This is a genomic window from Curtobacterium sp. MCSS17_015 (assembly GCF_003234265.2).
Classification (GTDB): domain Bacteria; phylum Actinomycetota; class Actinomycetes; order Actinomycetales; family Microbacteriaceae; genus Curtobacterium.
The window spans coordinates 338,390-350,120 of the sequence record NZ_CP126256.1 but is presented as its reverse complement, the minus strand read 5'-3'; the positions used below and the strand labels follow the sequence as shown (position 1 = coordinate 350,120).

Below are 11,731 nucleotides of genomic sequence, written 5' to 3'. Positions count from 1 at the left end.
TGGTCCCGTGTCACGCGTCGTCGGGCACGACGGCGTACCGGAACGCCCCCTCGTACCGGTACAGCGTGCCGAGGACCGGGGCGGAGAGCACCAGGGACACGCGCTGCACGTCGGCATCGTCATCGAATCGTTCGGTGAGCACCACCCGCGGTGCGATGACGGCCGGGAGGCTCCACCCACGTCCCAGCGCGCGGACCGTCACGCGCGTGGAGACCAGGCGGAGGGCTCCGGCATCCGGTCCGGTCGCCGCGACGTCCACGGCCAGCAGCGCGCTCACCCGGCCGCGGTGGCCGAGGTGGTCGACGAGACCCTCCGGCTCGGCGGTGATCGCGTCGACCATCGTCCGGTCGCCGGAGCGGAAGTGGAAGGTGCGGCGAGCGCGGACGGCGACGCGTCCGGCGTCACGAGCGGGGACGGGACCGGGCGCGAGGTCGACGGCCCCGGCTCCGGCTCCGCGACCGACGCGCACCGGGCGGTTCTCGACCGTGAACGGGACGTCGTGCTCCCAGACCGGGAACACCACGGCGTCGCGGGCGAAGAGCGCCAGGACGGGCCAGAGCCACCGGCGCGGGGTCCCGACGACGGTGAAGACCCCCTCGCCGCGGCCGACGGACCCGGGCGGGACCGGACCGAAGTAGGTCCGGAGATGGGGGTGCAGGCGGGCGAGGACGTCGGCGGGCGCACTCAGCTCGTACGGCGACCGGCTCACGACCCCGATCCTGGCACGTCGTCGGACGGTGCTCCTACGATGGCGGGCATGGGACACGACCACGGCCACACGCACGGACACGCGTCCGAGCGCGCGCTGCTGGTCGCCTTCTGCATCTCCGCGGGGATCCTGCTGGCCGAGGTCGTCGGGGCGGTCGTGACCGGGTCGCTCGCCCTGCTCGTCGACGCCGGGCACATGGTCGTCGACACCGGCGGGCTGGGCATCGGCCTCGTCGCCACGCGTCTGGCACGGCGGATCCCGACGGCCCGACGCACGTGGGGGTACCAGCGGGCGGAGGTCCTCGGCGCGACCGCACAGGCCGCGATCCTGCTCGCGGTCGGCGTCTACGTGGTGATCTCCGCGGTCCAGCGGTTGTTCGTGCCCGAGGAGATCGAGGCGGGACCACTGCTCGTCTTCGGCTTCGTCGGGCTCGTCGGCAACCTCGTGGCGTTCGCGGTCCTCGTCCGGGCGTCGGGCGAGGGGTTCACCTCGCGGGCGGCGCGACTCGAGGTCCTCAACGACACCCTCGGGTCCGTCGCCGTCATCGCGGCCGCCGTCGTGCTGTTCCTGACCGGCTGGGAGCGGGCGGACTCGGTCGCAGCACTGCTCATCGGGGCGCTCATCCTGCCCCGTGCCGTGAAGCTCCTGCGCGAGACCGCGGACGTCCTGCTCGAGGCCACCCCGCGGGGGCTCGACCTCGACGCGGTCCGCGGGCACATCCTCGAGCTCGACCACGTGATCGCCGTGCACGACCTGCACGCCACACTGGTGTCGACCGGTGTCCCGAACCTCACCGCGCACGTCGTGGTGGACGACCACTGCTTCACGACCGCGCACGCACCGGCGATCCTGGACGAGTTGCAGCAGTGCGTGGCGGAGCACTTCGACGTGCCGGTCGAACACTCGACCTTCCAGCTCGAACCGGTGTCCCACCAGCGACACGAGCACGAGGTACACGCCTGACCGGTGCCGACGCGCCCCACGGGGCCTCGGTCCGGTGGGTCAGCAGTCCGACTCGTCCGTCGGGTACGCCGTGATGACCCGCTCCGTCGTCGCGGACACGATCACCTTGACGAAGCCGTCCGGGCTGGGCGTGCTGCCGTCGTCGAAACGGACCGGTGCGGCGTAGCAGACCTTGCCGTCCCCGGCGTCGACCGGCAGCCCCTTCTGCGGGTCGGTCAGAGCCGTGTGCACGGCGGTGAACATGGCGTCGTCCCAGTCCCGGCTCGTGGTGTGGCCGCGGAGGACGTCCTCCCAGTCGGCGGTGTGCCGGACGCGGATGTGCTCGTAGCCCTGCGCGGCGTTCCCGCACTGCATCACGACCGTGCCGAGGGCCGTGGTCCCGTACGAGGCGACGCGGGCACGACTGTCCGAACCACACGGCCACAGCGCGCGTCGACCGGGGAGGTCGGGGCCGACCCGGTCGATCACCGCGACGCCGCCGTCGCTCGCCGCGGAACGGCCTCCGGCTCCCTCGCCGACCGGGACACCCGCGGTCGCCGAGGGTGCTACGGACGACACCGCGTCGTCACCCTGGCGGGCGTTCGACACGACGAAACCACCGATCACGAGGCCGGCGGCGAGGACCGCCGCGAGACCGGTGAAGGTGGATCGCGAGCGCTTCTGGGGCATCGGGCCAGTATGCCGGAGGGGTGCGCGCCTCCGGGGCGCCGGAGCCTCGGGACCGCCGGATGCCAGGGAACGCCGCCGGACTCCGAGACGCCGCCGAGCCCGCGAGACGCCGCCGGATCGAGCAGCGTCTCACGCGTTCGGCGGCGTCTCGGATGGACGGGGGCGTGTCGCGCCGGGTCAGGCGCGTGCGGCCAGGCGCGCCCCCGCGACACTCGCGAGCGTCGCGACGAGCACCACGTACCCGATGAGGACGGGCAGGGTCGGCAGGACGAGCAGTGCGGCGCCGACCGCGACGACCGGGACGGTGAGCCCGGCGTAGGCGATGAGGAACGTGGCCGCCAGGACGCCACCGCGCTGCTCGGAACCGACGAGGGCACCGGCGCTGCCGATGGAGGCGCGGAAGAGCAGGCCGACCCCGGCGCCGGCGACGACCCCGCCGCCGATGAACCCGGCGACCTGGAGCACCACCGCCGAGACCGCGAGGACCGCGAGGCCGCCGACCAACAGCCCGACGCCGAGCCGGATCTGCGTGCGCTGCGGGAGCTTCGCGAAGACGATCTGCGACAGCGCGCTCGCGGCGAAGACCCCGAAGGTCGTGGCACCAGCGGCCAGTCGGTCGGTGACGTGGAAGGTCGTCCCGAGGAAGGTCGGCGCGACCGAGGTGAAGAGCCCCTGCACGGCGAGTGCGGCGAAGGCACCCGTCCCGGCGGCCCAGAAAGCGGTGCCCTGACCCTCGGGGGCCTGGAGGCGCTGCGGGTGGTACGGCGGCGGGCTCACCGGGCGGTCGACGGTCTCGGGCACGGCGAGCACCCCGACGAAGGCGACGGCCAGGGCGATCACGAACACCACGTAGGGCACCATGAGCGGCTGTCCGACGAACTCGGCCAGCGCGCCTCCGGTGAGGGCTCCGAGCGACAGTCCGCCGAGGTTGACGACACCCGCGGCCACGCTCGCACCCGTCGCCGAGGACTCGTCGCCGGTCGCCCGGACCCTGAGCTCCCCGAGGTGGGCGGTCGCCGTGGCGGTGAGGGTCCCGACACCGAGGCCGGTGACGAGCCGCGCCACGATCAGCCCGGTGACGTCGTTCCAGAGGAGGAACAGGACGGCGGCGACGAGTTCGAGCGCCACGGACACCAGGATGAGCGGACGACGGCCGTGTACGTCGCTGAGGTGCCCGGCGAGCCAGAGCGAGGCGACGACGCCGAGGCCGTACGCGGCGAAGACGACGGTGGTCGTGAAGGTCGGGAAGCCGTCACGCGCCTGGTAGATCACGTAGAGCGGGGCGGGGACGGTCGCGAAGGCCATCACCGAGGTGAAGGCGAAGGCGACGGCCCAGAAGCCGAAGCCGTGGCGGCGACGCGTGTGTGCTCGACGGCCTCGTGGGGCCGGAGCTGTGGCCGGGGCGTCGGACGCCGACGTTGCAGTGACGGTTGACATGCCTCGATGGTCCCGCCGAGGTCTCATCGGGTCAAACGGACGCTCTTGATGATCGCCATCGATCAGGTCGATGATGAGGGGATGGAGACCCGCCTGCTGGAACAGTTCGTCGCCGTCGCGGCCGAGGGCAGTGTCACCCGAGCGGCCGAACGGCTCTGGGCCGCGCAGTCGACGGTGTCGGCGGGGATCGCCAGCCTGGAACGGTCGCTGGGGACACGGCTGTTCGAACGCGGCGGTCGGCGCCTCGTCCTGACCGCGTCCGGTGAGGACCTGCTGCCGCACGCCCGCGCCGTGCTCGAGTCACTCGACCGGATGCGGGACCTCGCTGCCGTCTCCGACGCCGAACTCCGGGGCCGGGTGCGCCTCGGGATCTTCACGAGCATGGACGTCGTCGACCTGACGGGGGTCCTCCGCGGGTTCCGTCAGCGGCATCCGCTCGTCTCGGTGGAACTGATGACCTCACCGACCGGGACCACGGGGCTCGTGCAGGACCTGGTGGCGGGGCGGCTCGACCTGGCCTACACGGGCCTGCCGACCACGCCGTCGGGAGTGGTCGTCGAGCCGCTCCGGGTGCTGCCGTTCCGCGTGTTCGTGGCGGCCGACCACGTGCTCGCCGGACGCGGGTCGGTGTCGCTCGCCGACCTGGCGGACGAGTCCTTCGTCGACACCGCGCACGGGTTCGGCAACCGGATGATCCTCGACGCAGCGCTCGAGCGACTCGGCATCCGGAGACGGGTGGTGGCGGAGATGAACGACATGCCGGCGGTCGTGCGCTTCGCGTCGGCGGGCATCGGTGTCGGGGTCGTGCCGGACTCCGGCGTCCGGTTCGACGGTGCGGTGCTGGAACTCGAGGACGAGGTCGAACCCCTGCGGATCGGCCTCGCGATGCGGAGCGCCCCGGAGCCGAACCGGGCGACGCTGGCGCTCGCGCGGGACATCGTCGCGGCGACGCACTGACGTCGGGCGGAGCCACGGTCGCACCGTGCGTCCACCACGAGTCGCGTCAGTGGGCCGGACCTAGTGGAAGCCGTCCCCGTCGCCCGTGCCGTCACCCGGCGTCTTGTGCCCGCCGAGCATGTCGTTGTCGTCCTGGTCGGTGGTGGACGTGAGCTGGAGCATCGCCATCACCACGACGACGACGATGAACCCGACACCGAAGAAGACGAGCGAGAGCGTCACCTCGCGCGTGGACATCAGCACGACGAGCCCGACGACGACCGCGATGATCGCGGACATCCCGAGGAGTTCGGCCGGACGCAGGCGGTCACGACGGCTGGGGGTGGTCATGCGTGTGGTGCTCCGTCCGGGGTGGCCGTGGGGGCGGCCGTTCCCCACTTGTGCGAGAGGCCGGCGATCAGGTGGAAGACCGCCGCGATGGCGAGGTACGCGCCGAGGAGTCCGACGAGGACGATCGACGCGTCCAGGGTGCCGGTGACCCGCTCGACTCCGCCGAGTTGCTGCGAGTAGTCGGGGGGTGTCACGAGGAAGGCGATCGCGAGCAACAGGGTGAGCCCGCCGATGGTCGTCCAGTCGCGGGAGAACGGCGACCGGCCCCGCGAACGGAGGCCCTGCGCGAGTTCGAGTGCCCCCGTCAGGACGGCGTACGCGACCACCACGGTGATGAACGCCGGGAGGCCGAGACCACTCCCCGCGATCGCGGTCACGCCGGCGAGGACGGAGAGCACCGCCTGCAGGAGTCCGGAGCGGCGCGGACCGGCGTCGTCCGCGAGGCGGGCCACGCTCCCCCACGCCAACACGGCACCGTCGACGAGGGCGAAGACCCCGAACAGCACGAGACCGAACCCGGCTGCGTGGTTCGAGGAGAAGGTGATCACCATCGCGATGACGGCGGCCGGGACTGCCCGGAGGACGGGGACCGGCCAGTACCGCGCGCGCTGGTGGGCGTCGTCCACGGAGTCGGACACAGGACCTCTCTCGGGCTGGCGGTTCGTACGGTCGATCCTACCGCCGCCGTCCCGGTCGTCCGCCCGGGCCGCTCGGGGCCGTGCCACGCCCCGGCCGGGCGCCGTCAGCAGGGGCACCCGGGAGCACCGGAGCGGCGGCGGTCGGGGTTGGCGTCGGCCTCCCCCACCACCGCCGTCCCCGTCACCCCTGTCCGGCGTCGTCGCCCACAGCAGCGTCCGGGCCGACGGACCGCCGCCGACGACGCAGGAGGAACCAGACACCGCCACCGGCGGCGGCGAGCGCCGCCGCGGCCGCCCCGGTCACAGCCAGGCCGGAGGACCCCGTGTAGGCGAGCTTCCCAGGGCCGACGCCCCGCTCTCCGGCGCCACCGCGGGGCGCGTCCGACGGCGATGCCCCCGAGTGCCCCGATGCGGTGGGGCCAGCGGGTCCGACGGTTCCCGCCGGACCGGTCGGGCCCACAGGACCTGCCGGGCCGGTCGGCCCGCCAGGACCTTCCGGACCTTCCGGACCCGCTGGCCCTCCCGGACCCTCCGGGTCGACCACGCGGATCGGGACCTCGGGAGACTCCTCACCGCCGTCCGGGTCGGTGGGCGAGGTCGCCGTCGCCACGTTCACCACGTCCGACCCGTCGCCGCGGTACTCCGGGTCGAGGCGGGCCCGGACCTCGAAGGCGTGCTCCTGCCCCGGCGCCAGATCTGCGTCGGACGTGCAGGTGACGCGCTGCCCCTCCGCCGTGCAGCCGTCATCCGACCCGACGAACGTCAGCTGCGCGGGCAGGTCGTCCACCGCGCCGACGTCCCGCGCCGTGGACGGTCCGGAGTTCCGTGCGGTCAGGACGTACTCGACCTCGTCACCGGGAGCGACCGGGTCCGTCGTCGTGACCGACTTGCCGGTGCTGAGCTGGGCGACGGCCGTGACGGGGGCGGACGCGACGGACGTGTTGTCGGCCTCGTTCGTGTCCGCCAAGCCCGGCGCGGTGCGCACCGTCGCGGTGCTCGTCAGCGTGCCGGTCGCGTCCGGGTCGGCCGTGCCCTCGATCGTCACGGTCGCCGATCCGCCGCGCTCGAGCCCGAGGGCGGTGTGCACGTCGCCCGTGCCGGTCGGGGCGGTGCACGTCGAGGGGGCCGTCGCCGCGCAGGTCCAGTGGACGTCGTGCACCCCGTCTGGGACGTCGACGTCGAGCGGGCTCGGCGAAGACGCGTTCGCGCCGACGTTGGACGCGGTCACGGTGTACCGGACCTGCCCGCCGGCGACGACCGGCGGCATGTCGTGCTGGACCCGGAGGTCTGCGGGCTGGCTGACGTGCAGGTCGTCGATCTCGTGCACGCTGGAGAACGACCCGGTGGCACCGGCGAACCCGAGACGCAGGGTCTCCGGCAGCGCCGCCTGTCCGGATCCCTGGAGGGGCACGCGGTCGAGCACCGTGTGCATGCCGTCCGGCGTCTCCAGCTGCACCGTCAGCGACAGACGGCCGTCCTCGGGCAGGAGCGTCACCCGCACCGTCCGGGTCGCCGGGCTGCCCGTCGCGACGCCGGACGTCACGACGGCGTGGTCGACGAACCGGTACCCGGAGACCCCGTCCCCCGAGCCGCGGATCGTCACGGTGTCCGGTGTCTGGCCCGGTCCGCTCCCGTTGAACGGCAGCGAGAAGTTGCCGTACTCGTCGAGGGCGACCGCTGCGAAGGCCCCGGGCAGGCCGGGCAGGGTGCACGGTCCGCTCCCCTGGGTGGTGTCGGACCGGCATGCGTAGCCCAGCGCCGACCCGTACGCACCGACGCCTGCCGGGACGGAACCGTCGGACAGGGAGAGGAGGAGCCCGTCCGCACCGGTCTCGGCCGAGGTCCACATCGCGTAGTCGAACTCGATGTCGAGCCCGAGCGAGGACGGGAACACGTCGCCCATGGCCCACGCCCCGGCCTGGTTGCGCGTCGCCTCGGTCAGACGGAGCCGTCCGCCGGTCGTCACCGCCGACCCGCTGAGGGTCCCACCGGCTGCGTCGTCGAAGCCGGTGGACCAGGGGAAGGTGAGGTCGTCGGCGGTCGCTGCCGGCGGCGGCAGGGTCGGGACGGCGACGGTCCCGAGGGCGACCGCGGCCGCCGCCAGGGTGCATGCACGGACGAACGCCCCGCGCCGGCCCCACCGGCGCCTGGTCGACCGGGCATCGGTGGACCGGGCATCGGTCGGACGGGCGCTCGGAGCCCGGGCCGGGCCGCGGCGGCGAGCGGGAGGAGGTGATGAGCAGGTGGTGTCGTGTGTCATGCCACCGATCGTCGCTGTGCGAGGACCGCGCCGAGACGGCGCCGACCCGACCTGTGGATCGACACCACGGGCCTCCCGGATGTGGAGGGGAGGCCCGTCCCTGCTAGGCCACCCAGACCGTCGTGCCGCCCGGCAGGACGCCGTCCCCGAGCCGGCCGGACGTGACGATGACGGCGCCGTCCGGCATCGGCACCGGCTCGTCGCCGAAGTTCGTGTACGACCGCCACCCGTCGTGCCGCGCGAAGGCGACCACCTCGGGCGACGAGGTCTCGATCCACTCGAGCTCCTCGCCCTGCTGCAACCGACGACGAGCAGCCAGGGCCTCGCGGTAGCAGGACAGCGTCGACCCGGGTACCCGGTCCTGGGCCTCCACGCTCGACGCTCCGAAGTCCTCCGGCTGGGGCAGGTGCGGCGCGACGTCACCGAAGCCGAACGACGGCCCCGTCTCCGTCCACGGGATCGGGACGCGGCAGCCGTCCCGGCCCTTCACGGTGTGACCGGTGCGGAGCCACTTCGGGTCCTGCAACCGGTCGTGCGGGATCGCCGGCGCCTCGTGCAACCCGAGTTCCTCGCCCTGGTAGACGTAGGACGAGCCCGGCAGGGCGAGCACGAGCAGCGTCGCAGCGCGGGCACGTCGGAGGCCTGCCTCGCGGTCGAGCGGCGGCGTCGCCCCGTCGGACATGAGCCACTCGTCGGTGTCCGTGCCGTAGGGGAGCCCGTAGCGGGTGGCGTGGCGGACCACGTCGTGGTTCGACAGGACCCACGTGCTCGAACCACCCGAGGTCTGCGCCGCCTCGAGGTTCTGGTCGATGAGCGTCCGGAACTCGTCCGGGTCGAACGGTGCCTCGAGGAGGTCGAAGTTGAAGGCCTGGCCGAGTTCGGTCGGTCGGGCGTACAGCACGCGACGCGGTGCCGCCGCCCACGCCTCGGCGATCGCCGCGCGCGGTGGGTCGTACTGGTCGAGCACCTTCCGCCAGTCCGCGAAGATCTCGTGCACCTCGTCGCGGTCGTACAGCGGATCGGAGCCGTCGAGGGGCAGGGCCTCGGCGTTCGAGGGACGGTACGGCTCGGACAGGTCCTTCGCCAGCCCGTGTGCGACGTCGACCCGGAAGCCGTCCACGCCCCGGTCGGACCAGAAGCGGAGCGTGTCCTCGAAGTCCTGCCGCACCTCGGCGTTCGTCCAGTCGAGATCGGGCTGCTCGGGCGCGAAGAGGTGCAGGTACCACTGGCCGTCCGGCACCCGGGTCCACGCGCTGCCGCCGAAGTTCGACACCCAGTCGCTCGGCGGCTGGTCGCCGTCCGGCCCGGAGCCGTCCCGGAAGACGTACCTGGCGCGCTCGGCGGACCCGGGAGCCGCGGCGAGCGCCGCGCGGAACCACTCGTGCTGGTCCGAGGTGTGGTTCGGCACGAGGTCGACGATGACCCGGAGGTCGTGCTCGTGGGCGGTGTGGACGAGTTCGTCGAGCTGCTCGAGCGTGCCGAGCTTCGGGTCGACATCCCGGTAGTCGGCGACGTCGTAGCCACCGTCGGCGAGCGGCGACGGGTAGAAAGGCGACAGCCACAGTGCGTCGACGCCGAGTTCGGCGAGGTACGGCACACGGCTGGTCACGCCGGCGATGTCCCCCACGCCGTCCCCGTCGGAGTCGGCGAAGCTCCGTGGGTACACCTGGTAGACGACGGCCTGTCGCCACCAGGTCGGGTCGGTGGTGCGGGGCGAGTCGCTCGGCGTCTTCTTCGGGGTCACGTCGCCGACAGTACCGACGGCCCCTCCGCACGGTGCGAGCCTCGGACACGCCGCTCGTCACCGGTGGGGAATCCCGCGTCGGACGGATTGGTTGTCGGCTGAACCATCTCGACCAGAAGGAACGCCATGACCCAGATCGTCGCCCTCGTCGGCAGCCTCCGCGCCGGATCGACCAACCGCCAGCTCACCGAAGCCGCCGTGCAGCACGCACCGGAGGGCATCGAGCTCACGGTCTTCGACGGCATCGTCGACCTGCCCTTCTACAACGAGGACCTCGACGGCGACACCCCGCCCGCCGCCGCCGTCGCGTTCCGCCAGGCCGTCGCCGACGCCGACGGACTGCTGCTCGTCACCCCCGAGTACAACGGCACGATGCCGGCGGTGCTGAAGAACGCGCTCGACTGGGCGTCGCGTCCGTTCGGGTCGTCGCCGATCTCCGGCAAGCCCGTGGCCGTCATCGGTTCCGCCTTCGGCCAGTACGGCGGCGTCTGGGCCCACGACGAGGCCCGCAAGGCCGCGGGCATCGCCGGTGCGAAGGTCCTCGAGGACGTCAAGGTCGCGATCCCGCAGTCCGTGGTCCGCTTCGCCGAGACCCACCCGCGTGAGGACGAGGAGGTCGTCGGCCTGGTGCGCGGTGCCCTCACCGCGCTCGCCGACGCGGCAGGCGCACCGGTCGCCGCCTAGGCGCCCCTGGTCGCACCGGACGCCTCCGACACGCCCCGAACCACCCGGGGCGACCGCGGGCCGGACGGGAGGCTCCCCATGAGCGGGTGGGGAGCCTCCCGTCCGTCTGCTGTACGTCTGTCGCATCGCTAGACAGCCTCGCTACCAGACGGATTACAATTCCGGGATGACCACGCAGGAGATCACGGAGGCGTCCGGGTACTGGTTCCCGGACGACGACGCGACCCAGCGCGGGGTCGCCGTGTTGAACGCCCTCCGGCGCTACCGTGCCGCCGAGACGGCCATGCGCCGACGCACCCGCGACTCGATGGGCATGGGCGAGACCGACCTGCTCGCCGTCCGTCACCTGCTGCAGGCGCAGCGCGCCGGACGCTCCGTCAGCCCGAAGGACCTCTCCGCCTACCTGAAGATCTCGTCGGCCTCGACGACGATCCTCGTCGACCGCCTCGTCAAGAGCGGCCACGTCCGACGCGAGCCGCACCCCACCGACCGACGCGGTCTCATCATCGTGCCGACGGTCGAGACGGACGCCGAGGTGCGTGCCACGCTCGGCGTGATGCACCGCCGCATGATGGAGATCGCCGAGGGGATGACCGCCCAGGACGCCCGCGTCGTGGCGGTGTTCCTCGACCGGATGCGGACCGCGGTCGACCAGGTCGACCCGACCGTCGTCGCACACTGACCTCGCACGAGGCACCGGCCGACACCGCGCCACCCAACACCGTGCCGGCCGACACCTCGGGGGACGCCACCTCGACACCCACTGGGAGCCCACAGTGGCGGAGCGGGTAGACCGGCATGGTCAGTACCGAGAAGAAGGAGTCGTCACATGCACGCGTCGGACAAGCTCGCTGCCAACCTCCAGAAGGTCCTCGTCGACCTGATCGACCTGCACCTGCAGGGCAAGCAGGCCCACTGGAACATCCTCGGCACCAACTTCCGCGACCTCCACCTGCAGCTCGACGAGATCGTCGACGCCGCCCGTGAGTTCGCCGACGACACGGCGGAGCGCATGCGCGCGCTCTACGCCGTCCCGGACGGTCGTTCCGCGACCGTCGCTGCGGGGACCCACCTCGACGCGTTCCCGGACGGCGAGGTGCTCACGCACGACGCCATCGACCTGATCACGCTGCGCCTCTACCAGACCACCGCGACCATGCGCGACGTGCACGACGAGGTCGACGAAGAGGACCCGACGACCGCCGACCTGCTGCACGGCTTCATCGAGCGTCTCGAGCAGCTCGCCTGGATGGTCAGCGCGGAGAACCGTGCACCCCGGACGCCGCTGGCGAGCGCGACGACCGCCGCGGTGGCCGAAGCCTCCGAGCACGAGTAAGTCC

At 72.8% G+C, this 11,731-nt stretch carries 12 protein-coding genes; 5 read left to right on the top strand and 7 right to left on the bottom strand.

Going from position 1 to position 11,731, the window contains the following annotated elements; genetic code table 11:
• Positions 1 to 10 precede the first annotated feature (10 nt).
• On the bottom strand, positions 11 to 709 hold the full coding sequence (locus tag DEJ18_RS01640; RefSeq protein WP_111209310.1) for a DUF4166 domain-containing protein: 699 nt from the start codon (positions 707 to 709) through the stop codon (positions 11 to 13).
• 48 nt (positions 710 to 757) lie between these two features.
• Here DEJ18_RS01640 and DEJ18_RS01635 point away from each other — a divergent pair, with 48 nt between their 5' ends.
• Positions 758 to 1,672 (top strand): cation diffusion facilitator family transporter, encoded by a 915-nt coding sequence (locus tag DEJ18_RS01635; RefSeq protein ID WP_111209683.1) that lies wholly within the window; start codon positions 758 to 760, stop codon positions 1,670 to 1,672.
• 39 nt (positions 1,673 to 1,711) lie between these two features.
• On the opposite strand, the gene DEJ18_RS01630 is transcribed toward DEJ18_RS01635, so the two are convergent.
• Both DEJ18_RS01630 and DEJ18_RS01625 read right to left on the bottom strand, forming a co-directional pair.
• Complete coding sequence (locus DEJ18_RS01630; protein WP_111209309.1) at positions 1,712 to 2,341, bottom strand: hypothetical protein; 630 nt, start codon at positions 2,339 to 2,341, stop codon at positions 1,712 to 1,714.
• A 177-nt stretch (positions 2,342 to 2,518) separates the two neighbouring features.
• On the bottom strand, positions 2,519 to 3,778 hold the full coding sequence (locus tag DEJ18_RS01625) for an MFS transporter (protein WP_111209308.1): 1,260 nt from the start codon (positions 3,776 to 3,778) through the stop codon (positions 2,519 to 2,521).
• A 48-nt stretch (positions 3,779 to 3,826) separates the two neighbouring features.
• Between DEJ18_RS01625 and DEJ18_RS01620 the strand changes: the two genes are divergently transcribed.
• Positions 3,827 to 4,735 (top strand): LysR family transcriptional regulator, encoded by a 909-nt coding sequence (locus DEJ18_RS01620; protein ID WP_181434086.1) that lies wholly within the window; start codon positions 3,827 to 3,829, stop codon positions 4,733 to 4,735.
• A gap of 60 nt (positions 4,736 to 4,795) precedes the next feature.
• Here the strand turns inward: DEJ18_RS01620 and DEJ18_RS01615 are convergent, their stop codons facing one another.
• From DEJ18_RS01615 to DEJ18_RS01600, 4 genes are all read right to left on the bottom strand, one after another.
• Positions 4,796 to 5,065 carry a hypothetical protein gene (locus DEJ18_RS01615; protein ID WP_111081849.1) on the bottom strand — a complete coding sequence of 90 codons (270 nt, stop codon included), beginning with the start codon at positions 5,063 to 5,065 and terminating at the stop codon, positions 4,796 to 4,798.
• Positions 5,062 to 5,703, bottom strand: a complete 642-nt coding sequence (locus DEJ18_RS01610; RefSeq protein WP_258376817.1) for a DUF308 domain-containing protein — start codon at positions 5,701 to 5,703, stop codon at positions 5,062 to 5,064. Before DEJ18_RS01610 ends, DEJ18_RS01615 begins: the two co-directional genes overlap by 4 nt.
• A gap of 181 nt (positions 5,704 to 5,884) precedes the next feature.
• Entirely contained in the window at positions 5,885 to 7,963 is a 2,079-nt protein-coding gene (locus DEJ18_RS01605) for a lectin-like domain-containing protein (protein WP_111209306.1), read from the bottom strand.
• 103 nt (positions 7,964 to 8,066) lie between these two features.
• Positions 8,067 to 9,707 carry a glycoside hydrolase family 13 protein gene (locus DEJ18_RS01600; protein ID WP_111209305.1) on the bottom strand — a complete coding sequence of 547 codons (1,641 nt, stop codon included), beginning with the start codon at positions 9,705 to 9,707 and terminating at the stop codon, positions 8,067 to 8,069.
• 126 nt (positions 9,708 to 9,833) lie between these two features.
• On the opposite strand from DEJ18_RS01600, the gene DEJ18_RS01595 reads away from it, so the two are divergent.
• The 3 genes from DEJ18_RS01595 to DEJ18_RS01585 all read left to right on the top strand — a co-directional run bounded on the left by DEJ18_RS01595 (position 9,834) and on the right by DEJ18_RS01585 (position 11,727).
• Positions 9,834 to 10,391 carry an NADPH-dependent FMN reductase gene (locus tag DEJ18_RS01595; RefSeq protein WP_111081845.1) on the top strand — a complete coding sequence of 186 codons (558 nt, stop codon included), beginning with the start codon at positions 9,834 to 9,836 and terminating at the stop codon, positions 10,389 to 10,391.
• 166 nt (positions 10,392 to 10,557) lie between these two features.
• Positions 10,558 to 11,073, top strand: a complete 516-nt coding sequence (locus DEJ18_RS01590) for a MarR family winged helix-turn-helix transcriptional regulator (protein WP_111209304.1) — start codon at positions 10,558 to 10,560, stop codon at positions 11,071 to 11,073.
• 147 nt (positions 11,074 to 11,220) lie between these two features.
• Positions 11,221 to 11,727, top strand: coding sequence for a Dps family protein (locus DEJ18_RS01585; protein ID WP_111209303.1), 507 nt, complete (start codon positions 11,221 to 11,223; stop codon positions 11,725 to 11,727).
• Positions 11,728 to 11,731 lie beyond the last annotated feature (4 nt).